22 protein-coding genes are annotated in these 25,513 nt (G+C 67.1%); 15 read left to right on the top strand and 7 right to left on the bottom strand.

Annotation, left to right across the window (positions count from 1 at the left end; all coding sequences use genetic code 11):
• The first annotated feature begins 10 nt into the window (after nt 1-10).
• The 8 genes from mycP (at nt 11) to A4E84_RS43045 (ending at nt 7,262) form a co-directional block, all read left to right on the top strand.
• The gene (gene mycP, locus A4E84_RS29225; RefSeq protein WP_062929395.1) at nt 11-1,285 is read left to right on the top strand and encodes a type VII secretion-associated serine protease mycosin; all 1,275 of its coding nucleotides are present in this window, start codon (nt 11-13) and stop codon (nt 1,283-1,285) included.
• Complete coding sequence (locus A4E84_RS29230) at nt 1,273-1,884, top strand: hypothetical protein (protein ID WP_062929396.1); 612 nt, start codon at nt 1,273-1,275, stop codon at nt 1,882-1,884. Before mycP ends, A4E84_RS29230 begins: the two co-directional genes overlap by 13 nt.
• 161 nt (nt 1,885-2,045) lie before the next feature.
• Nucleotides 2,046-2,498, top strand: a complete 453-nt coding sequence (locus A4E84_RS29235) for a hypothetical protein (RefSeq protein WP_063827519.1) — start codon at nt 2,046-2,048, stop codon at nt 2,496-2,498.
• The gene (locus A4E84_RS43040) at nt 2,498-4,174 is read left to right on the top strand and encodes a WXG100 family type VII secretion target (protein ID WP_159029627.1); all 1,677 of its coding nucleotides are present in this window, start codon (nt 2,498-2,500) and stop codon (nt 4,172-4,174) included. Before A4E84_RS29235 ends, A4E84_RS43040 begins: the two co-directional genes overlap by 1 nt.
• Nucleotides 4,175-4,197: 23 nt before the next feature.
• Nucleotides 4,198-5,466 (top strand): S8 family serine peptidase, encoded by a 1,269-nt coding sequence (locus A4E84_RS29240; RefSeq protein WP_079129160.1) that lies wholly within the window; start codon nt 4,198-4,200, stop codon nt 5,464-5,466.
• Nucleotides 5,467-5,559: 93 nt separating this feature from the next.
• The gene (locus A4E84_RS29245; RefSeq protein WP_031138371.1) at nt 5,560-5,898 is read left to right on the top strand and encodes a WXG100 family type VII secretion target; all 339 of its coding nucleotides are present in this window, start codon (nt 5,560-5,562) and stop codon (nt 5,896-5,898) included.
• 88 nt (nt 5,899-5,986) lie between these two features.
• Nucleotides 5,987-6,289: a WXG100 family type VII secretion target gene (locus tag A4E84_RS29250; RefSeq protein WP_062929397.1), complete on the top strand. Its 303-nt coding sequence runs from the start codon at nt 5,987-5,989 to the stop codon at nt 6,287-6,289.
• Between the two features lie 340 nt (nt 6,290-6,629).
• The gene (locus A4E84_RS43045) at nt 6,630-7,262 is read left to right on the top strand and encodes a hypothetical protein (protein WP_159029628.1); all 633 of its coding nucleotides are present in this window, start codon (nt 6,630-6,632) and stop codon (nt 7,260-7,262) included.
• Between the two features lie 341 nt (nt 7,263-7,603).
• Here the strand turns inward: A4E84_RS43045 and A4E84_RS43050 are convergent, their stop codons facing one another.
• The 4 genes from A4E84_RS43050 to eccCa all read right to left on the bottom strand — a co-directional run bounded on the left by A4E84_RS43050 (nt 7,604) and on the right by eccCa (nt 15,333).
• Nucleotides 7,604-8,155: a hypothetical protein gene (locus A4E84_RS43050; RefSeq protein ID WP_159029629.1), complete on the bottom strand. Its 552-nt coding sequence runs from the start codon at nt 8,153-8,155 to the stop codon at nt 7,604-7,606.
• A 27-nt stretch (nt 8,156-8,182) separates the two neighbouring features.
• On the bottom strand, nt 8,183-10,483 hold the full coding sequence (locus A4E84_RS29255; protein ID WP_062929398.1) for a DUF6571 family protein: 2,301 nt from the start codon (nt 10,481-10,483) through the stop codon (nt 8,183-8,185).
• Nucleotides 10,483-10,998: a hypothetical protein gene (locus A4E84_RS29260; protein WP_062929399.1), complete on the bottom strand. Its 516-nt coding sequence runs from the start codon at nt 10,996-10,998 to the stop codon at nt 10,483-10,485. Before A4E84_RS29260 ends, A4E84_RS29255 begins: the two co-directional genes overlap by 1 nt.
• 360 nt (nt 10,999-11,358) lie before the next feature.
• Nucleotides 11,359-15,333: a type VII secretion protein EccCa gene (eccCa, locus tag A4E84_RS29265; protein ID WP_167455421.1), complete on the bottom strand. Its 3,975-nt coding sequence runs from the start codon at nt 15,331-15,333 to the stop codon at nt 11,359-11,361.
• A 310-nt stretch (nt 15,334-15,643) separates the two neighbouring features.
• Here eccCa and eccD point away from each other — a divergent pair, with 310 nt between their 5' ends.
• On the top strand, nt 15,644-17,155 hold the full coding sequence (eccD, locus tag A4E84_RS29270) for a type VII secretion integral membrane protein EccD (protein ID WP_418082225.1): 1,512 nt from the start codon (nt 15,644-15,646) through the stop codon (nt 17,153-17,155).
• A gap of 267 nt (nt 17,156-17,422) precedes the next feature.
• On the opposite strand, the gene A4E84_RS29275 is transcribed toward eccD, so the two are convergent.
• Entirely contained in the window at nt 17,423-17,716 is a 294-nt protein-coding gene (locus tag A4E84_RS29275) for a DUF397 domain-containing protein (RefSeq protein ID WP_062929400.1), read from the bottom strand.
• 267 nt (nt 17,717-17,983) lie between these two features.
• Between A4E84_RS29275 and rpsO the strand changes: the two genes are divergently transcribed.
• The 5 genes from rpsO to A4E84_RS29300 all read left to right on the top strand — a co-directional run bounded on the left by rpsO (nt 17,984) and on the right by A4E84_RS29300 (nt 23,421).
• The gene (gene rpsO / locus A4E84_RS29280) at nt 17,984-18,271 is read left to right on the top strand and encodes a 30S ribosomal protein S15 (protein ID WP_003993372.1); all 288 of its coding nucleotides are present in this window, start codon (nt 17,984-17,986) and stop codon (nt 18,269-18,271) included.
• Nucleotides 18,272-18,578: 307 nt separating this feature from the next.
• Complete coding sequence (locus A4E84_RS29285) at nt 18,579-20,795, top strand: polyribonucleotide nucleotidyltransferase (RefSeq protein ID WP_062929401.1); 2,217 nt, start codon at nt 18,579-18,581, stop codon at nt 20,793-20,795.
• On the top strand, nt 20,792-22,171 hold the full coding sequence (locus tag A4E84_RS29290) for a M16 family metallopeptidase (protein WP_062929402.1): 1,380 nt from the start codon (nt 20,792-20,794) through the stop codon (nt 22,169-22,171). Before A4E84_RS29285 ends, A4E84_RS29290 begins: the two co-directional genes overlap by 4 nt.
• Before the next feature lie 28 nt (nt 22,172-22,199).
• Nucleotides 22,200-22,952 (top strand): 4-hydroxy-tetrahydrodipicolinate reductase, encoded by a 753-nt coding sequence (dapB, locus tag A4E84_RS29295; protein ID WP_062929403.1) that lies wholly within the window; start codon nt 22,200-22,202, stop codon nt 22,950-22,952.
• A 13-nt stretch (nt 22,953-22,965) separates the two neighbouring features.
• Complete coding sequence (locus A4E84_RS29300; protein WP_062929404.1) at nt 22,966-23,421, top strand: tetratricopeptide repeat protein; 456 nt, start codon at nt 22,966-22,968, stop codon at nt 23,419-23,421.
• Between the two features lie 75 nt (nt 23,422-23,496).
• Here the strand turns inward: A4E84_RS29300 and A4E84_RS29305 are convergent, their stop codons facing one another.
• Both A4E84_RS29305 and A4E84_RS29310 read right to left on the bottom strand, forming a co-directional pair.
• Nucleotides 23,497-24,048 (bottom strand): PH domain-containing protein, encoded by a 552-nt coding sequence (locus A4E84_RS29305; RefSeq protein WP_062929405.1) that lies wholly within the window; start codon nt 24,046-24,048, stop codon nt 23,497-23,499.
• A gap of 112 nt (nt 24,049-24,160) precedes the next feature.
• Nucleotides 24,161-24,400, bottom strand: coding sequence for a hypothetical protein (locus A4E84_RS29310; RefSeq protein ID WP_062929406.1), 240 nt, complete (start codon nt 24,398-24,400; stop codon nt 24,161-24,163).
• Nucleotides 24,401-24,576: 176 nt separating this feature from the next.
• On the opposite strand from A4E84_RS29310, the gene thyX reads away from it, so the two are divergent.
• On the top strand, nt 24,577-25,317 hold the full coding sequence (thyX, locus tag A4E84_RS29315) for an FAD-dependent thymidylate synthase (protein ID WP_033313015.1): 741 nt from the start codon (nt 24,577-24,579) through the stop codon (nt 25,315-25,317).
• Nucleotides 25,318-25,513: the final 196 nt, after the last annotated feature.

Raw genomic sequence — 25,513 nt, forward strand, 5'->3', positions numbered from 1 at the left:
GGGTCCGGACATGCCACACGTGCCCTCCTTCCTCCGCAGGGCGACCGCGGTGACGGCGGCGACTCTGCTCACGACCGCCCCCGTCGTCCTCGCGCCCCCGGCGACGGCGGCCGACCTGCCGTACTCGGACCAGTGCGCGTTCCCCAACGGCAAGTACCCGGGCCGCCCCTGGTCCCTGCAGCGCGTCCTCCTGGACGAGCTGTGGAGCCAGTCCACGGGCAAGGGCATGCGGGTGGCGGTGATCGACACCGGCGTCGACGTGACGAATCCCCAACTCACCGACGCGGTCGACGTGAAGAGCGGCCGCAATTTCCTGCCCGAGAACCTCAAGGACGACGACGGCAACCCGATCGAGCGGGGCAAGGAGAACGGCACCACGGACACGGTCGGCCACGGCACCAAGGTCGCCGGCATCATCGCGGCCCGCCCCGCCAAGGGCACCGGCTTCGTGGGCCTGGCCCCCGACGCGACGATCATCCCGATCCAGCAGAACGACGCGGAGGGCAACGGCGACGTCGGCACCCTGACCAGAGCGATCCGCTACGCCATTCAGGCCGGGGCCCACGTCATCAACATCTCCCAGGACACCACGAAGCCGATGACGTCGACGTCCGATCTGAAGCTGGCGATCGACCAAGCTCTGGCCCGGAAGATCGTGGTCGTGGCCTCGGCGGGCAACGACGGCCTCGGCGGCAACGTCAAGGAGACCTACCCGGCTTCCTACGAGGGCGTCCTCGCCGTCGCCGCCTCGGACCGCAACAACGAGCGCGCCGCCTTCTCCCAGTCCGGCGAGTTCGTCGGCGTCGCGGCCCCCGGTGTCGACATGATCTCCACCGTCCCCAAGGGCGGCCACTGCTCCGACAACGGTACGAGCTTCTCGGCGCCGTACGTCGCCGGCCTCGCGGCTCTGATCAAGGCGAAACACCGCGACTGGACGGCCCGGCAGATCGTCGCCCAGATCGAGCAGACCGCGGAGCGCACCACCGCGGGCCACGACCGTCTGGTCGGCTGGGGAGTGGTCGACCCCGTACGAGCCCTGACGCAGGACGAACGCCCCATAGAGTCCCCCAACCCCCAAGCAGGCCTGGGCAGACCGGAAGCCCCCACCCCGGCCAAGTTCCAGATCGGCGAAACCGCCGAGGAACGCAACGCCCGCCTCGCCACCTACGTGGCCGTGGGCGCGGTGGTCCTCGTCGCGGGGATGGGCGGCACGGCGGTGGCAATCCGGGACGCGCGACGCAGGCAGAAGCGACGGGTGGAGGGCGGCGGACCATGGACGCGCTGACCGAACTGAATGTCCTCGGCCTCATCCTGTCCGCCGTGCTGCTGGCCATGGCCTGCGTCAAGGCGGACCGCGTCCGGGCGTGGCGCGCCGGCACCAACCCGTCGGCCGAAGAACTGTCCGACGCCTCCTTCATCGCCGCTCGTGTCGTGTTCGTCGCCCTGGCCGGCGTCGGCATCTACCTGTGTGTGCAGGGCTTCAAGGTCTCCGATGACACGGCGTGGGACGACACCGAGTTGACGACTGCGGTGCAGGGTGCCACGGACGCCTTGGACGGCAGTTCCGGTTTCGGCGACATCTATGCCGAGGACGACGACACCGGCTGGATCGACGAATACGCGACAAAAATCGAGCAGGAAGTCGTCGAGCACGGCGGTGGCGACGCCCCGCAGTACGGCGTGAATGCGACACCCGCCGACTCGAATACGCCCTCCGAGGCGCGTTACACGGTCACCGGCGGTGACTCGGCCTTCTGTATGCAGGTCACACGCACCCGGTCGAAGGACGGGGACTATGAGCCGCCGGGAATCGGGGGAGGTGAGGGGACGGTGACGGTCCCTTCGTACGACTTCGCGGTGACGACGCGGCAGGGGGGTTGCTGACTTCGTGGCTCAGCCGGTCTGGTCCCCCTGGCAACTCGCATACCACGAAGTTCAGTTGGTTGTGTCACACACGTTGACTACAGTGGTGATCGAGTGTGCCGATCGGTGATCACCTGTGCACCGCTCAACGACTTAACAAACGGGGAACGGGGAGGGAAGGCATGCTGCCTGCGGAGGGTTTCAAAGTCGGCTTGGAGGCACTGGGAACCTTCAAGAAGCGTGTCGATGCCGTGCTCTCCACATTCGAGGGCTCACCCGGCAGCCCGCAGAAGATCGCGGCGCACGCCCTCTCCGAGGCCTCCTTCAGCGGCTCGGGCGGCTTCGCCGAGGCCAAGGGTCTCCACAGCCAGTACGAGCGCGTCCACGAACGCCTCACCGCACTCTCCAAGAACCTGGGCCTTCAGATCGAGGCGATGCAGATCGCCGTCATGGGCGCGGGCGGAAACTTCAGCAACATCGACGAGGAGGAGCGGCGGCGGTTCTGGGAGATCAGGACTGAGATCGGCCGTCAGCAGCTTGAAGCGAAGCAGGAGAGGGAAGCTGCGGAGGCTGCGAAGCAGGGCAAGACCGCGCCAGAACGTTCTGATGACGACCAGGCAGGTGACCTGTACTGATGAGTGAAGAGCAGGAACACCCGGTACCGCACCAGGCGGAGAGGGAACAGGCCGCGGCGCAGGTCAACGTCATCGACATGGTGAGTGGTGCGACGGGCGTGGCCCAGCTTCTCCCCTTCGGCTGGAAAGTCCCCCGTGTCTTCGGCAAGACGAACTTCGAGGGCCACGCCCTGAACGCCATGATCGACATGGTCGAGTCCGCAAAACCGGAGGACTTGGAACTTGCGGGCACTGCCCTGCTGAACGCCCAGACCGCCATCGAAGACGCCGCCGAGGAACTCGAAGGCCACATCACCCGGGTCGACTGGGAAGGCGAGTCGGGCGAGGCCTTTCGCAAGTGGGGCGCCAATCTCGTCATCCACGCCCGCAAACTCGCCGCCTTCGCCGACGCCGCCGGCACCCAGATCACGGCAGCGGCCACGGGCCTCGCCTCCGTCCGCAGCGCCATGCCGCCCCGCGACACCCGAGAGGACCCCAAGGCGGTCGCGGACATTCCGACGCCCAAGCAAACCGAGAGCAACGCGGAGTACGCGGCTGCGGTCAAGGCCGAGAAGGACCGCCAAGAGGCGATCAACCAGATGAACCGGCTGGCGTCCTTCTACGCAGTGTCGGAAGAGATCATGGCGGGGCAGGAGCCGCCGACGTTCGAGCCTATGCCGGATGTGGGAGTGCCTAAGCCGGATCCGAACTACCGGTCCCCCCGCGACGCTGGGGAAGCGCAAAGCTCCGGTGGACTTGCGGCCGTTAGTGAGTCCATGGTTGCCGGACATGACACTCCGAACAGGGGATCAGAACACCCGCGTTCGGGAGACACCACGCCGCCGCTGAGGAAAGTGGACGACTCGGCCATTGCGCAGGATGGAAACGTTGGCACGAGGATCGACAGCGTAGGCACCCTGCCGCCCCAGGAAACCACAAGGCCGCTTACCAATGCGCCACATACGGTGACGGGTCCGAGCAGCAATGGTGGAATCACCCCACCCTTCCCCTCCGGCACGGTTCCACCTGCCAAGAGCGGGTTGGCCGGCCGCACCTCGGGCTTCGGCGGAGCGAACGGCAACAGGGCCCCGATCTCGGCTCAGGGTCGTACAGGTGCTTCGAGCGGCACCGTCGGCGGTCGCGGTACGACCGGCCCGATGGGTCACGCCACCAACCCGGGGCAGTCAGGTGCTCGAGGTGGCAGCGCTTCCCCCGTGGGCCGAGGCGTCTCCGGCGGGATGCCACGCACCGTCGGGGGACCGACGAGCGACCGCGTGGGCGGTGCGAGTTCCACAGGTGCGGCGCGCGGTAATGGAATCGTCGGAGGAAGACCCGCCACAGGTCCTCAAGGGGTGACCGGTTCCCAGGTCCCGCGCGGTCCGGTCGTCGGCGCCGGCGGCAACACCGGCTCCCGTGCACCCGTCGGCCAAATCGGGCAGCGCGGAGTGATCGGGGCGCCGAACACTCCTGGCGCTCCTCCGGGCCAGACTGCGCGTCTAGCCGCGGGCAATGCCGACGGCGTCGTTGGTACACCCAAGGGCCGAGCCCCAGCAGGGAGAAGCGGTGGACCGGCCGGAGGCGCCGCAGGCGCGCCGCACGACCGCACGGGAAATCGACGCAACACGAACCGCAGGGATCGTGAGGGTGAGTCCCAACCGGAGACCTCGCGACGCAACACGCCACCAGTGACTGACTGATCAGAGCGAGGATCTACAGAGGCATGACAGGGACCAGCCCACGTGGTGGATTGACGGCGTTCTTCGCAGGACGTGCCGGAGGACGGGTGTCCACCGTGTACGCGGCACTCGGTGCTTTCGCAGTCGCGTCTTCGGGGCTGGCTCCGAGTGCGGCCGCCGCAGACGCCCAGTCGAAGCAGTGGTACTTGAACGCGATGCACGCCGAAGGCATGTGGAAGATCAGCACCGGCAAGGGCGTCAAGGTTGCCGTGCTGGACACCGGTGTGAATCCCGATACACCCTCCCTGAAGGGTCAGGTGCTCGGAGACGAGGTACCGGATGCAGTCTCGTACAACGCTACCGAGGACTATGACGGCCACGGCACCAGCATGGCGGAATTGATTGCCGGGACTGGTGCCGGAGGGGGTATGCAGGGCTTGGCCCCTGGGACGAAGATCATCCCCATTCGGATGCTCGTCAACGGTGTTAAGAACGAGACCGACAAGAAGAAGACCCCCTCCGCGGCGGATGCGATTAAGGCGGCTGCGGACAGCGATGCTCAGATCATCAACATGTCCTACGGCGGTCGCTTCATCGACCCGGACGAGGAGAAGGCCATCAAGTACGCCCATTCCAAGGGCAAGTTGATGTTTGCCAGCACCGGCAACGATGCTGAATCCAAGAACTTCATCGACTACCCTGCGGCCTACCCCTACGTGGTAGGGGTGGCTGCCGCAGATGATAAGGGGAAAGTGGGCGAATTCTCGGAGCACGGCAACTATGTCGATCTGGCAGCTCCTGGTCTCAACGTGCCCACGTGGTGCGACGCCAGATTTCGCTCTTACTGCGACGGACGAGGAACGAGTATGGCCACTGCCATCGCCTCCGCCTCAGCCGCCCTCATCTGGTCCGCCCACCCCAATTGGACCGCCAACCAGGTTCTCCGCTGTCTGATCGACACAGCGAGCCGCGACTGGCCGAAGAATAAGCCGAGCAATTATCTGGGCTACGGCTTGGTCCGCCCCCGCAAGGTGCTGGAGAACAGCGACATCAGCCCCGGGTCGGCCGCAACCGACCCCCTCAGCTTCGAGAACGGAACCGGTGTCACGGGCGTCACCGCCTCCCCCTCCGCTCCCGCATCAAGCTCGTCACAGGCCCCCAAGAACACTTCTGGCGGCCAGACTTCGGCGTCAGGATCGACCTCGGAGTCGTCCGACAACACCACGACGTGGGTCGCTCTCGGAGCCGCAGGGGCGGCCCTGGTGATCGGCGGCGGTGCCTTCGCGGTGATCCGCTCGCGGCGAAAAGCATGACAACTCACGCACGTCAACCGGTCACACACGACCTCTCCGGCGCGATGACGCGCTCGGAAGCGAACCACAGCTCTTACGAAGGGGAGTGCCGAAATGGTCGACCGCAAGCTTAATGAAGGCGACGTACAGAGGCTTCAGACCGAGGTCGTCGATCGATACGACAACATCAGGGGATCGCTCGCGAAGCTGCAGGGCACGATCGACATGATCGAGAAGGCCTGGAGGGGACAGGGCGCCCAGGCGTTCAACACGAAGCAGACGGAAATCAACCAGCACATGGTCGCGATCGGCAAGATGCTCGACGACTTCCTCGAGGGCATCAACCTGAACAAGACCGACAAGCGCAACCTCGAGAACCAGATCGAAGCCGACCTCAAGCAGATCTCGGTAGACGATCTCGGTGGCAAGACTTCGGCGCTCAACAGCTACTGAGGCTGCTGACGAGCCATCGGCGGCAGCGAGCCGCACCGCGGTCCGGGCTGCGCAGTCCGGCTGAAATCTGCATAGAAACGAGGGAAAGATGTCCGGAGCCCACTACGACGAACTTGCCGTCACCTACGGCACCATGGATGCGCTCGCCACCGAGCTCGGCAATCAGGCAAAGAAGCTCGAGGAGGACCTCGAGGCCCTGAAGCAGGCCGTGCTCAACGTGTCCGCGGGCTGGGGCGGCGAAGCGTACGAGGAGTTCCAGAAGAAGTCCAAGCAGTGGGACACACACGCGCGGGGCATCCACCAGGCGCTGGTCAACATCTCACAGCGAGTCAGCACCGCCGGCGGTGACTACCGAGGCGGCGACCTGAAGGGCGCCAGCTACTTCCAGTAGGAGCGCGCAATCGCAGAACCAGGGTGGGCACGCACGGGAGGTGCCCACCCTGTACTGCGTTGATCAGTTGCTCTACTTCCAGTGCTCCAGCAGAGGTTCAATCCAGGCACCGGAGCGACGGTGTTGGTGCGGGGGAATCCCGATCCAAAGTTGAAGTTTCCGATTCCGAGAAGGTGGCTCAGGAGGACAATTAGCGCATTATCTACGAATCAAGCCGCGCTTTTCCGATCTGCTCGATTGTAAGTCCAACGCGGGACTTCCGGCCCGGCTTCAAGATGCCGCCCGAACTGTAGGCCGGAACAGGCTGACGCCTCTGGGATGGGAGGGAAGGTGATTTGGCGTGATCGGCAGCAAACTCTTTCCGGTTTTCAGCGTCGTTGTCGCAGGTGTCGTGCTTTCCGGCTGCTCCGGAGCTGAGCTGAGCGAAGAATACCCCACGCAGTGGAAAACCTGTAACGGCCTGCTCGGAGCAAAGAACATGGAGTCTCTGCGGGGTACTCTTGATTCCGGCGATCTCAAGTTCTCCAATAGCGCTCTTTCTGTTGAGCAGCTCAAGGAAGGTCTGACTCAAGAAGCGATTGACCCCTACGACAAATTCATGGGATTCGAAGAGTACGACGCCTGTGGGATTTCGGGCAACGGCCGTTTTACTTCGACGGCGAGGTGGGCAGCAGACTCCCTGAAGGCCGTGCAGACCAACACCGAACGCTGGCATCGTGCAGCCGCGGACGTCTACGCAGCTGACCCCTCAGGCGTGGGCCGGGACGTCGATCTTGTTTTTCGTTGTGCCATCAAGGGCGCAAGTGAGCAGGCCCAGGTGCTTCTCGAAATTAGGGTCAGCGCGCCGGGTCCCCCGAGAGTCTCGGAGGCGTTCCACCGGCAGTTGGCCGTCAAGCTGGCTCGCACGCTGCGGGATGAGCTGGCATGTACCAATGAGCCGAACATCCCCGATGACTTGGGCGTTGGTGGGTAATGCAGTCAGTTCTGCTGATAGATGGCGCGGCCATTTTTCAACGATGGAGCTGGCGTAGCTAGGTGAATGTGTCGTCGGTGGTCACCTCAGGCCCTCTGAAGTTCGCCAGCTTCACGCCCGGTGGTGTTGCCGCGTCAACTCCCGCCCCAAGCGGATGATCCACACGATCCAGAAACTAGGAGATGCTCTGCAGGGTCGTTTTCTCGACGGCCGCGTCGACACGTCTGGAGTATTCATATTGCCCGACAAGTCCAAGGAGTGCGGCTTCGGGTGGGTGATCCGATTCCTCAGGATGTGATCGGCCAGTGTTCCTTCAACGGCAGCAATGATTGGCTGCTTCGCTACAAGGCTCCTGCCTTGCATTCAGCTGATTTCTCGACTTCGTTGGTATATGAAATGATGAGGCGTTTCATGGCTTCGGCGTCCCTATGGTTTGAGCCCGATGCTTGCATGATGGTATAGAGCTCTTGCTTGTACTTGGTGTCGACGCAGCCCCGGGCTTTTCCAAATGCTTCGTATTCGGAGTACCGGAACCTTCCTGACTCTGCGGAATGGCTGGCCCTGTTGAGGGACTGCCTGGCCGCTACGAAGGCCGTCGTATTACCCTCTTCTAGCCATACCTGGCTGGTGGTGAAAATCAACTTGCTGTCTACAGTGACCTGACACCCCTTAGCTCCAGAGTAGGATTTATCCTTCACGGTGATCTTCTGTCCTGCGGGAAGGAAGGGAGTAAGAGCGTCGCTGTCTACAGCAGTTCCGCACAGAGTGATAGGAATCGCATATTCGCGCTTCTGCTCATCGCCGCCGCATCCCGTAATCGCCAAGGTGAGGGTTGTGAGTATGGCTGCTGAGATCAGACGGAACTTCCGAAGGGTCGTTCGGTCGGGCGTCATGCTGGGTCCTCTATCAGGTCGAAGTGATCAGAAATCGGTCAAGCTTCCGGGGGCTTGCCCTTCGACAATTGCTTGTGAATTTAGATAGCCCTGACGTGCGGCCTCGCGCGCAATCATTCCAGCATCGTCGACGTCTAGCGAATCATGTTCTCTCGCCGCGGCTCGCGCTCCATCCTCTGCGATCGTGCCATTTCTTACCTGCCCTTCAGTCCAGAATTGCCCACCGGTCTTCTGGGCATCGCTTAGGGCGTGACCTTCAGCGTCCTTATATACCGACTCCAGTACCGTGCTGGTCGCTGTTCCCGCGGCCCCGCCAACCATTGCTCCCACCCAAGGGGTTGCAACGAAAGAGGTTCCCACCCCAACGACGGTGCCAACCCCGCCGGAAATCATGTTCTTACGCTGGGCAACCGAGTGTTCGTAGTCCTTGTCCTTGTCTGAGGCTTCAGACCCGATGGCTTCCCGCACACCGAGGTTGAGGGTCCCAGATACTTCACCCGACCGCGATGCGATTTGTTCGATGACGAGCTTGTGATCGTCGGAGACCCGCTGATCTGCCGGCAGGGTCGGGTCCAAGTGGTGGTCCATCAGTTTTCCCATGTACGCCTTCTGGCCGACCTCGACAGCGGCGTACCCCTGTTCGTTCTGACCGACAGCAAAAAGGAGCTTGGTTACGTCTGTGTGCTCCAGCTTGGCCTCGAAGCCGGCAACCGGGTACAGCCTCTCGATACTCTGCCACTTTTCCGACGTGGAGTCCCTTGGAACGTCGCTCATGGCCCGGTTCATGTCCGGCAGATACTCCGAAGTGATCTGACCGACACTGTCGGACATATAGCCGTACTTGGTCAGGCGCTCGGGGTCTTCTCCGATGGATGAAACCAAGCTCTGCATGAGCTTGCTTTGCTCGGCATTGTGCGATGGCGTATCCACTGTAGGAATCTCTCCCGCCGGATGCCCCGTAGTAGCCGCCTCCAAAGCAGCAGCAAGATAGTTCCGCCCGGCGATGCTGTCCTCGCCCTTGTTATCCGTGTCCTGTGGCCAGTCGCGCTCTTCGAACAGGTAGTCAAAGTTGCTGAGAGTCCTCTTTCCCTCCTTCCCGTCCCCGTCAGTGTCGTGCGTGAAATCGTGATCCTCATCCTTCGTAACGAAGGTGCCGTTGAAGAACTCCGTAGCCGCATCCGGGTTATTGGACAGCCCCTTGAGGTACCCAGTCATCGGGTCCCAGCCCGAGTCGGTGCCGGTGCGGTTGAGGAGCTGGTCGCCGCCCGTGCGGGTCCAAGCCCCGTGGCGCCCGTTGCCCGTGAACTTCTTCTCCGTCTCGATCACCTTGTCGCCGTAGTCGGCGAGGAATCGGTCGTCGTAGTTGCCGAACCGCATCAGGTTGGTCATGACCTGCACCCCGAGGGGGAAACCGCCGTTGCGACCCACGGGCTTGTCCGCCAGGTCGGTCATTCTGTACTTCCAGTCCGACATGTCGGCGCTGTCGCTCTGTGATGCCGTAGCAAGCGTGAGACTGAGGTTCTTCTGCAGGTCGTCGAACTTGTCGGACCGCTTATGGCCCAGTTCCCAGGCGCTGTGCGGATCGTTGACACCGGTCCAGAAGTTGAGCGTCCCGTTCGGTCCGAGGGTCGTGGCGAAGCGCTCCGCGAACAGTTCGTCGTCCGCGTAGTCCTTGAGCCCCTTGTTGAGCCGGTCGAAGTCCGCGGGGGTGAGGTCCTCGGGCTTCTTCTTCGCCAGCCTGGCCAGCTCGTCGGCTTTCTTGATCGCGTCGGCCGCCTCGTCCCGGCTGTTGTAGTTGGCGTCCGAGAAGCCCAGCCTGCTCTGGTCGGCAATGGCTTTGAGGACCGTGCTGGCTGACTTGTCGCTCTCCGTGGCCTTGTCGAGGATCTTTTGGAGCTCGTCTCGAAGCGCGGTGATTTCGCCTTTGTTGTCCTTGTCCTCCTGGACGCGGCCTTCCGGCGGGACATCCGTGGTGACGGTGAAGCCCCCTTCGTAACCGATCACCGTCAGCTTCTTCTGACGGCCCCGTTCAATGGCGTCGAGGAGCTGCCCCTTGTAGCCCTTCAGCTCGTTCCGGGTGTCCCTGAGGATCTTGTAGATGGAGTCCGCCTGGCCGTGTGCGTCCTTGAACTCCTCGGTCGTCTTGCCGATGAACTCCTTGGAGACGTCGGCGTTGACACCCGCCCACTCGGCCTTGTTGGCAGTGCCTCGAAGGCCCTTTTCGGCTTCTTCCTTCAGTGTCTCCAGGTCCTTGACCATCGTCGACCAGTCGTCAACGGCATCGTCGAGCAAACTGAAGTCGGCTTTGCGAAGGGCGTCGAGATCCATTAGTCCTTGCCCTTCTTGTCATCGGGTTCGCCGTAGACCGAGTTCTGCTTGCCAGGAGGGCCGACGCGCTCGTCGAAGCCCGCGTCCAGCAGGTCGATGCTGCTCATCTGCCGGCGGATGTAGCCGTCGTCGTCGGCGTGCAAATTCTTGGTGACTCGCATGTGGTTTGAGATGTGTGCGCACGCGTCACGGAGGGAGGACAGCTGCTGGTCCCAGCGGAGCGCCACGTGTTGGAGTGCGCTGCCGAGGGCGAACCCGCCCTTTGTCAGGGTTCCAGCGGCGCTCTCGCTGGTGGGGACCGCTCTGCGCCCCTTGTTCCACAGATCGTCGTACAGGTCGAAGGCGTTCTGGCCGATCTTCGCCAGGTCTTTCTGGCTGACCTTCAGGTCGCCATAGTGGCTCGGATCCGCCGCAGGTCGTCCGCCGTCGCCAGGGTCCAGCTGGTTCAGTTGCATCCGCGTTGAGCCGTCCTGAGCTGCCTGCGACTTCAGCTGCTCCCATTCATCCCACGCCATGGCGTCGGACCCCTTCCCCGTGTCCCCGTAATACCGTCCGATGCACGGTCACTCTGTCGAACGCGTAACAGACCGGGCTCGTGAGCCCGTTCAAGCGAGTCTCGGACCCCACACACTTTCCCCTCAAGTCACATCTGAGCCGCGATCGCAAACCTACGCGCAACCATCCTCAATCATTGCCACTGCCCAGACGAACGCCACGATCCGCTGCCACCGATACCTCGAGCTCGACGGGTCGTTCACCTCAGGATCCCAGAGCGAACGCTCCAGAAATCCACCATCACAGCGCCCGCTGATCGGCCGCACCGAGCCCGACGAGCACCAGAGCCAACGGGAGCAGGAAGATCCCTACCCCAACCATCAGAACGCTCCTTCCGGACTCAACCCCACCTGCACCAACGGCTTCCCCCCCCGCCGAGACACAAAGACCCCCCGCCCCGCAGGCATAGGACGCGGCCGAACCCCGCCCAGCAGATCTCCCTCACCCGGATCGCCGGCCAGCACAACCCCCTGCGCCCCCAGCTCCTTCACCCGCTGCATGAACGCCTCGTAAGACGCCCGCCCCGCGCCCGCCGTAGACCGCGCGATGATGAACCGCACCCCCACATCCCGGGCGAACGGCAGGAGTTCCGTCAGTCCCGCCAGCGGGTTGCCGCTCGACGTGGCCACGAGGTCGTAGTCGTCGATGACGACGTACACCGTGGGTCCGCGCCACCAGCTCCGGTCCCGCAGCTGCTGGGCGGTGACGTCGGCGGTCGGTGTGCGGCGCTTCATCAGGTCCGCCAGGGCGGCCATGTGGTGGTCCATGGAATTGGACATGGGGATGTATTCGGCGAGGTGCGACGACGGCGTCACGTCCAGCAGCGAGCGCCGGTTGTCGATGACGAACAGCTTGGCCTCGTCGCCCGAGTACCGCTGCGTCAGCTGCTTGATCAGCAGCCGCAGCAGGTTCGACTTGCCCGACTCGCTCTCGCCGAAGACGAGGAAGAACGGGTCCTGCTCGAAGTCCACGAAGACCGGTTCGAGGTTGTCCTCGTCGAGGGCGAAGGCGACGCCGCGGCGCGGGAAGCGATCGCCCGGAGGAAGCCGATCGGCCGGGAACTCGCGCGGCAGCAGACGGACTTCGGGGGCGCCGGGGGCCTGCCAGTGCCGGGAGACCTCGGTTGCGAGGGCGGCCGTGGCGTCGGCCAGGTCCGTGTCGGAGGTGAGACCGTCTATGCGCGGCACCGCCGCCATGAAATGCAGCTTCTGCGGCGCCTGTCCGCGGCCGGGCACCCCCGCCGGCACGTTCGCGGCCACCTTGCGGTCCAGTTCGGAGTCCATCGTGTCGCCGAGCCGCAGCTCCAGGCGGTTCATCAGGTGGTCCTTGAGGTTGGCCCTGACCTCCATCGAGCGTGAGGCCGTGAGGATCAGGTGGACGCCGTAGCCGAGACCGCGCGCCGCGATGTCGTGGATCACCTGGTCCATCGCCTCGTAGTCCGCGCGGAAGTTGCCCCAGCCGTCGATGACCAGGAACACGTCGCCCCAGGGCTGGTCCGTGACCGGGATCTCGCCCCGGGCCCGCCTGGCCCGGAAGTCCGCGATCGAGGCGATGCCCGCGGAGCGGAAGTACTCCTCGCGACGGTTCAGCACGCCGTACACCTCGGCCACCGTGCGCCGCACCCGCTCCGGATCCAGGCGCGAGGCGACCCCGCCCACGTGCGGCAGGCCGGCCACCGCCGCCATGCCGCCACCGCCGAAGTCGAGGCCGTAGAACTGCACTTCGTACGGCGTGTGCGTGAGGGCGAACGCCGAGATCAGGGTGCGCAGCAGTGTCGACTTGCCGGACTGCGGGCCGCCGATGATCTGCATGTGGCCGGCCGCGCCGGAGAAGTCGACCCAGAGCGGGTCGCGGCGCTGCTCGTAGGGCTTGTCCACCAGGCCCGCGGGCACGACCAGGCGGCCAGCCCCCTCGTAGCCCGGCTGTGTGAGGCCGCGGCCCTGTACCGCTGTGAGGCCGGGCAGGAGTTCGTCGAGCGGCGGCGGACTGTCCAGCGGCGGCAGCCACACCTGGTGAGCCGCCGGGCCCTGGGCCTCCAGCCGGCGCACGATCACGTCGAGCACGGTGTCGGCGAGCGCGTCGTCGACCTCCGGACCGTCCGAAGTCGACGGGCGCTGCTGTGGCACAGCCACGTACTGCACCGGCACCTCGGCCGCCGTGAACAGCACCGGCCGCCGGTCCATCGGCAGCGGGCCGCCGCCCAGCGCGGCTCGCTGCGTGCCCGAGCGGTACACGCCGGAGACGTAGGCCGCCTTGAAACGCACCATCTCGTCCGTACCGAACTTCAGAAGGCCGGAGCCCGGGACGTTCGGCAGCTCATAGGCGTCGGGTACGCCGATCGCCGCGCGGGACTCCGCGGCGGAGAAGGTGCGCAGACCGACCCGGTACGACAGGTAGGTCTCCAGACCGCGCAGGCGGCCTTCCTCCAGGCGCTGCGACGCCAGCAGCAGATGCACACCGAGTGACCGGCCGATGCGGCCGATCTGCACGAACATCTCGATGAAGTCGGGCTTCGCCGTCAGCAGCTCACTGAACTCGTCGATGACCAGCACCAGCGACGGAATGGGCTGCAGGGCGGCACCGGCCGCGCGGGCCTTCTCGTAGTCGTGGATGTTGGCGTAGTTGCCCGCGTCGCGCAGCATCTCCTGGCGGCGGTTGAGTTCGCCGCGGATGGAGTCGCCCATGCGGTCGACCAGGGTGAGGTCGTCCGCGAGGTTGGTGATGACGGCCGCCACGTGGGGCATCTGCGCCATCCCGGCGAAGGTCGCGCCGCCCTTGAAGTCCGCGAGGACGAAGTTCAGCGTCTCCGACGAATGGGTGACCGCGAGGCCCAGTACCAGCGTGCGCAGCAGCTCCGACTTGCCGGAGCCGGTGGCACCGACGCACAGGCCGTGCGGGCCCATGCCCTCCTGCGCGGCCTCCTTGAGGTCCAGCATCACGGGGCGGCCGTCCTCGCCGACACCGATCGGCACCCGCAGCCGCTCCGCCAGCGACCGCGGCCGCCAGGTGCGCTGGGTGTCGACGGACGCCGCGTCACCGAGGTTCAGCAGATCGGTGAACTCCAGGTTGGCGAGAAGTGGTTCGTCGTCGTCACCGCCGGAGGCCATCCGCAGCGGGGCCAGCTGCCGGGCGAGGGCTTCGGCGGACTCGTAGGAGAGGACGTCGGGGGTCCCTTCGTAGACGACGCCGTGTCCCGACTCCAGGTGCAGCGCTTCGGGCCGTACGACGATGGAGAGCTCGCCGCCGCCCGTGATGAGGTCGCCGGGGATCACCTCGAGGACGGTGACCCCCTGGAGCCCTTCGGGATTGGCCAGGACCGAGTCCGGCGGCAGGGTGAGACCGTCGAGTACGACGACGATGTGGGGCTCCTCCGGCAGGGGCGCCCCGTTCGGGTGGAAGCGCGGGCGGCCGGTCAGCCGGGTGGCGAGGAGGTTCTCCAGTTCGCGGCTGTCGCTGTCGATCAGCCTGCGGCTGCCCGCTCCGTCCACGGCCCCGGGCGCTTGGACGTGCGGCAGCCACTTGGCCCACTCCCAGTGGGGCAGGGCCTCGCGTCCCGCCGCCACCACGATGAGCAGATCCTCCGGGGAGTGCAGTGCGGCCAGCGAGCCGGTGATGGCCCGGGCGGAGGACCGTACGGAGTGCGGGTCGCCGCTGATCGTGACGTGGTAGAAGGCACGCAACGAGACCGCCATCGGCAGGTCGTCCAGGGTGCTGTGGACGGCGAGGAAGCGCTGCATCGCACCCGCGGTCAGCGGCTCCAGCTGCTCGACCGGGGCGGTTTCGGGGGCGACGAGGGCCCTGGCGAGGGCCTGCGCGCCGAGGCCGATGCGAACCTGGCCGAAGTCCTCGTCACCGGAGCGTCGTTCCCACACCCGGCTGCCCTCCGCGACCAGGGCCCACAGCTGTTCGGGGGAGGGGTGGAGGAAGTACTGCGCGTCACGCTGTGCCTTCGCCGTGTCGACGGCCGTGCGCCGGGTCTGCGCCAGGTAGCTCAGGTAGTCGCGGCGCATGTCCGCCAACTCCCCCTGGGAGCCGCGACGGAAGCGGATCACCATCGCGACGGACATGGCGATGGTCGAGGCGATCATGACCATGCCCATGATCCTCATGAACGGCTGTCCGCTCGTGAAGAAGAAGACCACCGAGCCACCCATGCCCAACGTCGGCAGGAGTTGCATCAGCACGCTCTCCCGGTGGCCCCGCGGAAGCTCCGGCGGAGGCTGCAGGATGATGTCCTGCGTGGACACTTCGGACGGCAGCACCCGAGGCGGGCGCTTCACGACGATGTGGCTCACTGGCATCCATTCCCTTGACCAGCCCGAGAGTCCGTCCGCCGCCCCGTGTCAGGCGGACGCAGGCCGCCGCGCGATCCTACTGATTCCCTCGGACGCAAGGGCGATAGGGTGCCGGAAGTTCTCGTCGGCACACGCGACTTGAGCCGGAGCGAACGGGGCATTGCGTCAGATCCCGCCGACTGCGGAAGCCCGGCGACCGGCACCAAGGGCTGTTCCCGCGACCTCGCCGCACGATCGGTCACAGGGGACGGGAAACCGCGCAGGACTTTCGTACCGTGGGTAAAGAATCATCACTGAGGGGGAGCAGCAGGTGAGCATGACGGCCTCCGCGGCAGTCACCGGAAGGGGACCCGGAACGGGAACTCCCGCCGGGGCGGGCACGGGTCTCGGTTTCTGCCGCGTCACCATCGTCGCGCCCGACAGCCGGATCGACGTGGCGCTGCCCGACGACATCCCGGTCGCCGACCTGTATCCGGAGATCCTCACACTCACCCGGCAAAGCCCCGCCGAGGGCGCGCCCGTCGGCTACCACCTGGTCCGCCGGGACGGCACTGTCCTCGACAGTGCCCGTTCCTTCGCCGCCCAGCGCATCCTCGACGGCGAACTCCTCGCGCTGCGCCCGTTCGCCGAGTCGCTGCCGCCCGCCGTCTTCGACGACGTCTCCGAGGCGGTCGCCTCCGCCGTGACCAGCGAGCGCACCTTGTGGAGCGGCGACCTGACGCGCGCGGCGGGTCTCGTCGGGGGAGGCGTACTGCCTGTCCTGCTGGCCTTCGTGGCCTGGATGGGCGACCCGCTGCACGACATGAACAGCCTGCCCGGCATCCTCGCCGGCGTCGCCGGTGTCCTCCTGGTCGTCCTGGCCTGCGTGCGCGCCCGGGTCTACGACGACCGGGCCTCGGCCATCGCCCTGGGGCTCGGCGCGCTCCCCAACGTCGGCGTGGCGGGCTCGGGGCTCCTGCCGCTCGCCGACGGACAGGGCATCGGCCGGCTCCAGTTCCTCCTCGCCTGTGCGGCGGTGCTGCTGGCCTCGGTCCTGCTCACCCTGTGCTCGCCGAGCGGGGACGGCCCGTTCGTCGGCTTCGTCGTCGCCTCCGCCATCAGTCTGATCGCCGTGTTCGCGGCGATCCTCGCCGACTGGTCGCCTTCCGAGATCGCCGCCCTGTGCGCCCCGATCGCCGTCGGAGGCCTGGCCTTCCTGCCGGGGCTGTCGATGCGCTTCGCCCGGCTCCCGATCGGCTTCGACACCCCGAACACGGCCCCGCGCAGCGCGTACGACACAGACCCCGCCCCCCAGGAGCCGGTCGACGCCGAGCGGGTCGCCGCCCAGGCACGGCGTGGACACGAACTCCTGGTCGGTCTGGTGGGCGGCTGCGCACTGCTCGCCGTCGGTTCCTCGGCGGTCCTCGGGTTCTCCGAGAATGTCTGGGCCCAGCTCCTGGCCCTGGCGACCGGCCTGGCCATGCTGATGCGCGCCCATCTCTTCCGGTACACCGGCCAGGTGGCCCCCGTCCTGGCCGCCGGTCTCGCCTCTCTCGTACTGCTCGGCCTGGGGCTGGCACTCAATCCGCCGCACTCGGTCGTCCGCGAGGCCCTCACGGGCGACCGCAGCGACCTCGACATCCGGACCATCTGGCTCGTCGCGGCGATCGCCGCGACGGCCGCGCTCCTCACGGCGATCGGTTTGATCGTCTCGCGCGGTGGCCTCACCCCGTTCTGGGGACGCTTCCTGGAGATCGCCGAGGGCTTCGTGCTGCTGACCCTGGTGCCGCTGACCCTGGCGGTGTTCGACGTGTACTCGGCAGTCCGCTCGATGACCAGCTGAGCCCCGCCCTGCTGCCATCCGTGTCCACCCGGTCCGTCCGGGCGGCGAATCCAGCAGACCTGCGGGAAGCGTCGACCGACGTCGCGGGGCGCCGGTCCGCCGTCCAGCGGGGCAGCGGCGGCGGCAGGGCCGTCGTGGAACCCGTTTCCCGCTCGCTCGGACACGTCGCCGACCGCCACGAGGCAGCGCCGCACAGGGACTCGCCGACTCGATGACCGGGCCGTCGGGACTGTCCGACGACCCGGTAGGGCCTCCCGTGCCCGCCCGTCACTCCGGGCCAGGCCCCCCACTGCGCGCCCCCGGCTCAAGATCGAACTCCCCGTCCCGGGCCCCCAGCACGAACGCCCGCCACTCCGCCTCCGTGTAGCGCAGCACCGTGTCCGGGTCGAGCGACGACCGCATCGCCACGGCCCCCTCGGGCAGGTAGGCGATCTCGACCCGCTCCTCGTGCCCCTCGGTACCCGGCGCGCTGTGCCACTCGACACCGGAGATGTCGAGGGCGTAGAGCTCGTCCCGCTCCCGCTCCTTGCGTGCCTTGATCTCCTCAGCCGTCTCCGCCATGCCGCAGCGACCCCTTCCCGACGTACGAACGATCCGAATCTGCCCACCCTAGTGGCCCCCTCCGCTCCGCCGGGGCGTTCGAAGGACCAGGGCAAAGAGGGCCCCGGCCGCCTGGTACCCTGGTCGACGGCCGTTTGTGTACGCACCCCCGGAGCTCACCGCTCTGGAGGCCGCGCCCAGCGGATCCCCGCCTTCCGAGTCATGGAAGCTCCCCCGAGACACAGACCGGGGGCACTCGGTGGCCATCACAGACTACGAGGAGTACGCGTGCCGCTCGACGCCGCTACGAAGAAGCAGATCATCACCGAGTTCGGCCAGAAGGAGGGCGACACCGGCTCTCCCGAGGTCCAGGTCGCCATGCTCTCGCGCCGCATCTCGGACCTGACCGAGCACCTCAAGACCCACAAGCACGACCACCACTCCCGCCGTGGTCTGCTGATCCTCGTGGGTCAGCGTCGCCGCCTTCTCCAGTACCTGGCGAAGAAGGACATCCAGCGCTTCCGCGCGCTGGTCGACCGCCTCGGCATCCGCCGCGGTGCGGCGGGCGCCAAGTAAGACGCCGTGAGGGGAGCGGTTCCCGGAGAATGGGGGCCGCTCCCTTTGCTGTACGTGCGGAGTGTCACCACTGCTTTGTAGTGTGGTAGCACAACGCAATACGGACGACACAGCACGACAAGAAGACGACACAGCACGACAAGAAGAGGAGAGGCGCACCCAGCCGCCGCCGGTCCTCGGTAGTGGCCCCCGGGAGAGTGACCCCCGGGTGCTTCGATCGAAGACCGGCCCGCACAGCACGGCGCGCTTCTCCGCAACCGTCCCCCTGCCACACGGGCCGGGAGACGAGGACGAGGAGAGAACACTAGTGGAGAACGAGACCCACTACGCCGAGGCCGTCATCGACAATGGCGCCTTCGGTACCCGCACCATCCGCTTCGAGACGGGCCGCCTGGCCAAGCAGGCCGCCGGCTCCGCCGTGGCGTACCTGGACGACGACACCATGGTGCTGTCGGCCACCACCGCCTCCAAGAACCCCAAGGACCAGCTCGACTTCTTCCCCCTCACGGTGGACGTCGAGGAGCGGATGTACGCCGCCGGCAAGATCCCCGGCAGCTTCTTCCGCCGTGAGGGCCGTCCCTCCGAGGACGCGATCCTCACCTGCCGCCTGATCGACCGCCCGCTGCGCCCCTCCTTCAAGAAGGGCCTGCGCAACGAGATCCAGGTCGTCGCCACGATCATGGCGCTCAACCCCGACCACCTGTACGACGTCGTCGCGATCAACGCCGCGTCCGCGTCCACGCAGCTGGCCGGCCTGCCCTTCTCCGGCCCGATCGGTGGCGTCCGCGTCGCGCTGATCAGTGGCCAGTGGGTGGCCTTCCCGACGCACAGCGAGCTCGAGGACGCCGTCTTCGACATGGTCGTCGCGGGCCGCGCCCTGGAGGACGGCGACGTCGCGATCATGATGGTCGAGGCCGAGGCCACCGAGAAGACCATCAAGCTGGTCGAGGGCGGCGCCGAGGCGCCGACCGAGGAGGTCGTCGCCGCCGGTCTGGACGCCGCGAAGCCCTTCATCAAGGTGCTCTGCAAGGCCCAGGCCGACCTCGCCGCGAAGGCCGCCAAGCCCACCGGCGAGTTCCCGGTCTTCCTCGACTACCAGGACGACGTCCTGGAGGCGCTCACCGCCGCCGTCAAGCCGGAGCTCGCCTCCGCGCTGACCATCGCCGGCAAGCAGGAGCGCGAGTCGGAGCTGGACCGCGTCAAGGCGCTCGCCGCCGAGAAGCTCCTGCCGGAGTTCGAGGGCCGCGAGAAGGAGATCTCCGCCGCGTACCGCTCGCTGACCAAGACCCTGGTCCGTGAGCGCGTCATCAAGGAGAAGAAGCGCATCGACGGCCGCGGTGTCACCGACATCCGCACCCTGGCCGCCGAGGTCGAGGCCATCCCGCGGGTCCACGGCTCCGCCGTGTTCGAGCGTGGCGAGACCCAGATCCTGGGCGTCACCACCCTGAACATGCTCCGCATGGAGCAGCAGCTGGACACCCTCTCCCCGGTGACCCGCAAGCGCTACATGCACAACTACAACTTCCCGCCGTACTCCACCGGCGAGACGGGCCGAGTCGGCTCCCCCAAGCGCCGCGAGATCGGCCACGGTGCCCTCGCCGAGCGCGCCCTGGTGCCGGTCCTGCCGACGCGCGAGGAGTTCCCCTACGCGATCCGCCAGGTCTCCGAGGCGCTGAGCTCCAACGGCTCGACGTCCATGGGCTCGGTCTGCGCCTCCACCATGTCGCTGCTGAACGCCGGTGTGCCGCTGAAGGCCCCCGTCGCCGGTATCGCCATGGGCCTGATCTCCCAGGAGATCGAGGGCGAGACGCACTACGTCACCCTCACCGACATCCTCGGTGCGGAGGACGCCTTCGGTGACATGGACTTCAAGGTCGCCGGCACGAAGGACTTCGTGACCGCCCTCCAGCTCGACACCAAGCTGGACGGCATCCCGGCCTCCGTCCTGGCCGCGGCCCTCAAGCAGGCCCGTGACGCCCGCCTCCACATCCTCGACGTGATGATGGAAGCGATCGACACGCCGGACGAGATGTCCCCGAACGCCCCGCGGATCATCACCGTCAAGATCCCCGTGGACAAGATCGGCGAGGTCATCGGCCCCAAGGGCAAGATGATCAACCAGATCCAGGAGGACACCGGCGCCGACATCACGATCGAGGACGACGGCACGATCTACATCGGCGCGGTCGACGGACCGTCCGCCGAGGCCGCCCGCACCACGATCAACGGCATCGCCAACCCGACCATGCCGGAGGTCGGCGAGCGCTACCTGGGCACGGTCGTGAAGACGACCACCTTCGGCGCGTTCGTGTCGCTGCTGCCGGGCAAGGACGGACTGCTGCACATCTCGCAGATCCGCAAGCTCGCCGGCGGCAAGCGCGTGGAGAACGTCGAGGACGTCCTCGGCGTGGGCGCCAAGGTCCAGGTCGAGATCGCCGAGATCGACTCCCGCGGCAAGCTCTCCCTGATCCCGGTCATCGAGGGCGAAGACGGCGACGAGAAGAAGGACGACGGCGACAAGTGACGTCCCGCGGCTTCCAGGCGACGGCCCGCACCTCCTCGGAGGCGCGGGCCGTCGCCCGTACCCAAACCCTCATCAAGGGCCGGAACGGCATCGGCACGGTCCGCAAGACCACCCTCCCCGGCGGCCTGCGCATCGTCACCGAAACCCTGCCCTCGGTCCGCTCCGCGACCTTCGGCATCTGGGCGCACGTCGGCTCCCGCGACGAGACCCCGGCCCTGAACGGCGCCACCCACTACCTGGAGCACCTGCTCTTCAAGGGCACCGGCCGCAGGTCCGCCCTGGACATCTCCTCCGCGCTCGACGCGGTCGGCGGTGAGATGAACGCGTTCACGGCGAAGGAGTACACGTGCTACTACGCACGCGTGCTCGACACCGACCTGCCGCTCGCCATCGACGTCGTCTGCGACATGCTCACGGGCTCCCTCATCCTCGAAGAGGACGTCAACGTCGAGCGCGGCGCGATCCTCGAAGAGATCGCCATGACCGAGGACGACCCGGGCGACTGCGTGCACGACCTGTTCGCGCACACGATGTTCGGCGACAACCCCCTCGGCCGCCCGGTCCTCGGCACGGTCGACACGGTCAACGCCCTCACCGCCGACCGCATCCGCCGCTTCTACAAGAAGCACTACGACCCGACGCACCTGGTCGTCGCCTGCGCCGGCAACGTCGACCACGCCAAGGTCGTACGACAGGTCCGTGCCGCCTTCGAGAAGGCCGGTGCCCTCAAGGACCTCGCAGCCGACCCCGTGGCCCCGCGCAGCGGCAAGCGGGCCCTGCGCACCGCGGGCCGCGTCGAGCTGGTCGACCGCAAGACCGAGCAGGCGCACGTCGTGCTCGGCATGCCCGGCCTGTCCCGCACGGACGAACGGCGCTGGGCCCTGGGCGTGCTGAACACCGCCCTCGGCGGCGGCATGTCCTCCCGCCTCTTCCAGGAGGTCCGCGAGAAGCGGGGCCTGGCCTACAGCGTGTACTCGTACACCTCCGGCTTCGCCGACTGCGGCCTGTTCGGCGTCTACGCCGGCTGCAGGCCCTCGCAGGTCCACGACGTGCTGAAGATCTGCCGCGACGAACTCGACCACGTCGCCGAGCACGGCCTCTCCGACGACGAGATAGGGCGTGCGATCGGCCAGCTCCAGGGCTCCACGGTCCTCGGCCTGGAGGACACCGGTGCGCTGATGAACCGTATCGGCAAGAGCGAGCTGTGCTGGGGCGAGCAGATGTCCGTCGACGACATGCTGGCCCGGATAACGTCGGTCACCCCGGACGACGTCCGCGAGGTCGCCCGCGAGATCCTGGGACGGCGGCCCTCCCTGTCGGTCATCGGCCCGCTGAAGGACAAACAGGCGGCCCGCCTGAACGACGCCGTCGCCTGACCATTCCCCGGTGAAGGAAGCACAAGAGATGAGCAAGCTGCGCGTGGCGGTCCTCGGCGCCAAGGGCCGGATCGGCTCCGAAGCCGTACGAGCCGTCGAAGCCGCCGAGGACCTCGAACTGGTCGCCGCCCTCGGCCGGGGCGACAAGCTGGAGACGCTGACCGAATCCGGCGCCCAGGTCGCGGTCGAACTGACCACGCCCGACTCGGTGATGGCCAACCTCGACTTCTGCGTCGGCCACGGCATCCATGCGGTCGTCGGCACCACCGGCTGGACCGACGAGCGCCTCGCGCAGCTGAACGGCTGGCTGTCCGCCTCGCCCGGGACGGGCGTGCTCATCGCGCCGAACTTCTCCATCGGGGCCGTCCTCACGATGAAGTTCGCGCAGCTCGCCGCCCCCTACTTCGAGTCGGTCGAGGTCGTCGAGCTGCACCACCCGAACAAGGTGGACGCCCCCTCCGGCACCGCCACGCGCACCGCCCAGCTCATCGCCGAGGCCCGCCGCGTCGCCGGCACCGCCCCGGCGCCCGACGCCACGGCCACCGCCCTGGACGGCGCCCGCGGCGCCGACGTCGACGGAGTCCCGGTCCACGCGGTCCGGCTGCGCGGACTGCTCGCCCACCAGGAGGTCCTGCTCGGCGCCGAGGGCGAGACCCTCACGGTCCGGCACGACTCCCTCCACCACAGCAGCTTCATGCCGGGCATCCTGCTCGGCGCCCGCCGCGTGGTGAGCACCCCGGGCCTGACGTTCGGCCTGGAACACTTCCTGGACCTGAACTGAGCCTCTGACCGTCATGCGCGCGAAGCTCACCTACGCCCTCACGGCCGCCGTCCTGGTCGTCTACTTCGTCCTGGTCGGCAGCCGCGGCGTCCTGCTCATCGAGACCGGCACGCCCCTCACCGTCACCTTCGGTGTCGCCGTGCTGATCTTGCCGGTCATCGGCCTGTGGTTCCTGTGGAAGAACACCCAGTTCGCCCGCAAGGCGAGCCGACTCGCCGCCGAACTCGACGCCGAGGGCGGTCTGCCCGTCGACGAACTGCGGCGCACCCCCAGCGGGCGCATCGACCGCGACTCGGCCGATGAGGTCTTCGCCAGGCGCAAGGCCGAGACGGAGGACGCCCCCGACGACTGGCGCACCTGGTTCCGCCTCGCCGTCGCCTACCACGACGCCCGCGACACCCCGCGCGCCCGCAAGGCGATGCAGCGCGCGATCGCCCTGCACGACGGCAAGCAGCCCGAAGCGGCCTGAACAGCAGCCCACACACATGCCGGCGGGGCCGGACCGTATGCACGGTCCGGCCCCGCCGGCATGAGGTAGCGGAGATCAGCGCGGGCCGTACTCCTCGGCCCACGCCTCGACCGAGTCCGCCGCCCGGTCGAAAGCCACCACGCGTCCCAGGAAGTCCGCGTTGTGCGTCGTCATCACCGGCACCGGACCGGCGGTGTCGCCCCGGCGTCCGAGCAGCAGCGCCTGCCCCTGCACGGTCCGCGGCAGACCCAGCCAGCGCACCGGCTGCTGCACCGTACGCACGGAGGCGACCTGCTCCCAGGACGCCGTACGCGTCGTGAGGAACCCCACGTGCCGCAGCCCGCGCGCGCTGACCCACACGCCCATGCGCAGCAGCCGCAGCGCTGCGGCGATGACGAGCAGCGCCAGGGCGAACACGACTCCCGCCGACGTCAGTTCGGCCGTCGCGGCGATGATGACCGCCGCGAACAGCACGAACGAGGCGAGCAGCAGCGCGAGCGCCGCAACTCCGACGCGCCACGGCCCGGGCCGGTACGGCCGCCGCCAGCGGTCACGGTCGTCGTGGGGCAACGGAACGTCGTCCGCCGCCTCGAAAACGCGGTCGGCCGTCAGGAAGGGCAGGGGCACGGCTGGTCCTCACTCGATCCATGCGTGGGCTGTGCCCGGTGAGGCTACCGATCTGTGTCCCCGGTCACCACTGGCGGGGGGCCGGATGGAGTCACCGCCGCAGCGGTGCGGTTCAGCGGCTCTCGGACGCCTGCGACTGCTGAGGCTGATCAGCCGTCTTGCCGGGCGACAGCGCGGGCGTCCCGATGACCAGGGACCCCACGAGACCCGCCACGATGGTGAGCCCCAGCAGCCAGCGGCCGGCCACTTCACCGACGGACGACCGCTCGCGCGGTGGGGGAGTGACATTGCTGCGGAACCTGTCGGCCTCGGCTACGAAGGCAAACGGCACGGGTTCACGCCGACCGAACATCAGGGGTACGTCTCCTTCAAGGGTGGAACGGATCACTTTCGTCTGTAGAGACGAACGAACTCCCTCAGAGGTGCCCTGTTTCACCGACTTCATTGCGGCACGCCACCGATCGCACTGAATTGGCCGGGCCGTAGAGTGGCGTCGCCACACGACGAGATGGGAAGGCCCTGCCAACCGTGACCGACACTCCCGCCGACGACCTCAAACCCAGCTACCGCAGCGACGTCACCGTCGAGCTGGTCAAGCACACCGCGTCCGACGCGGACGTCCTCTTCGCCGCCCGCGTCTCGACCCTCGGCGAGCAGTCCCTGGACGAGCTGAAGAAGGACCCCGAGCGCTCCAAGGGCCTGATCAACTATCTGATGCGGGACCGGCACGGCAGCCCTTTCGAGCACAACTCGATGACCTTCCTCATCAGCGCCCCGATCTTCGTCTTCCGCGAGTTCATGCGGCACCGCGTCGGCTGGTCGTACAACGAGGAGAGCGGCCGCTACCGCGAGCTCCAGCCCGTCTTCTACGTCCCGGACGAGTCCCGCAAGCTGGTCCAGGAGGGCCGCCCGGGCAAGTACGTCTTCGTGGAGGGCACCCAGGCGCAGCAGGAGCTCGTCGGCCGTGTGATGGAGGACTCGTACCGGCAGGCGTACGAGGCCTACCAGGAGATGCTCGCCGCCGGTGTCGCCCGCGAGGTGGCCCGTGCGGTCCTCCCGGTCGGCCTGTACTCCTCGATGTACGCCACCTGCAACGCCCGCTCGCTGATGCACTTCCTCGGCCTGCGCACCCAGCACGAGCTGGCGAAGGTCCCGTCCTTCCCGCAGCGAGAGATCGAGATGGTCGGCGAGAAGATGGAGGCCGAGTGGTCCCGGCTCATGCCGCTCACCTACGCCGCCTTCAACGCGAACGGACGCGTGGCGCCGTAACGCACGCACCCCCCCGTCCCCCGGCCAGGTACAGATGTACGGTTCAGCCGCGCGAAGTGTCCGTATTGCGGCATTTGGAGAAGTTCATCTAGCCTGATCAAACGGGTCCGGCACTGCTTGAACCCCCGAGCAGGCAGTGCCGGGCTCCACCTTTGTCGCGACTTGTCGCCTGCCCCGCGGGCAGACCCTGTCCTGA

Origin of the sequence: Streptomyces qaidamensis (assembly GCF_001611795.1) — a bacterium.
Classification (GTDB): Bacteria; Actinomycetota; Actinomycetes; order Streptomycetales; family Streptomycetaceae; genus Streptomyces; species Streptomyces qaidamensis.

Bases quoted from the DNA above. Each gene is read 5' to 3' on its own strand.
- mycP (WP_062929395.1), top strand. From the start codon at position 11: ATGCCACACGTGCCCTCCTTCCTCCGCAGGGCGACCGCGGTGACGGCG.
- A4E84_RS29230 (WP_062929396.1), top strand. From the start codon at position 1,273: ATGGACGCGCTGACCGAACTGAATGTCCTCGGCCTCATCCTGTCCGCC.
- A4E84_RS29235 (WP_063827519.1), top strand. From the start codon at position 2,046: ATGCTGCCTGCGGAGGGTTTCAAAGTCGGCTTGGAGGCACTGGGAACC.
- A4E84_RS43040 (WP_159029627.1), top strand. From the start codon at position 2,498: ATGAGTGAAGAGCAGGAACACCCGGTACCGCACCAGGCGGAGAGGGAA.
- A4E84_RS29240 (WP_079129160.1), top strand. From the start codon at position 4,198: ATGACAGGGACCAGCCCACGTGGTGGATTGACGGCGTTCTTCGCAGGA.
- A4E84_RS29245 (WP_031138371.1), top strand. From the start codon at position 5,560: ATGGTCGACCGCAAGCTTAATGAAGGCGACGTACAGAGGCTTCAGACC.
- A4E84_RS29250 (WP_062929397.1), top strand. From the start codon at position 5,987: ATGTCCGGAGCCCACTACGACGAACTTGCCGTCACCTACGGCACCATG.
- A4E84_RS43050 (WP_159029629.1), bottom strand. From the start codon at position 8,155: ATGACGCCCGACCGAACGACCCTTCGGAAGTTCCGTCTGATCTCAGCA.
- A4E84_RS29255 (WP_062929398.1), bottom strand. From the start codon at position 10,483: ATGGATCTCGACGCCCTTCGCAAAGCCGACTTCAGTTTGCTCGACGAT.
- A4E84_RS29260 (WP_062929399.1), bottom strand. From the start codon at position 10,998: ATGGCGTGGGATGAATGGGAGCAGCTGAAGTCGCAGGCAGCTCAGGAC.
- A4E84_RS29275 (WP_062929400.1), bottom strand. From the start codon at position 17,716: ATGGCGGAGACGGCTGAGGAGATCAAGGCACGCAAGGAGCGGGAGCGG.
- dapB (WP_062929403.1), top strand. From the start codon at position 22,200: ATGAGCAAGCTGCGCGTGGCGGTCCTCGGCGCCAAGGGCCGGATCGGC.
- A4E84_RS29300 (WP_062929404.1), top strand. From the start codon at position 22,966: ATGCGCGCGAAGCTCACCTACGCCCTCACGGCCGCCGTCCTGGTCGTC.
- A4E84_RS29310 (WP_062929406.1), bottom strand. From the start codon at position 24,400: ATGTTCGGTCGGCGTGAACCCGTGCCGTTTGCCTTCGTAGCCGAGGCC.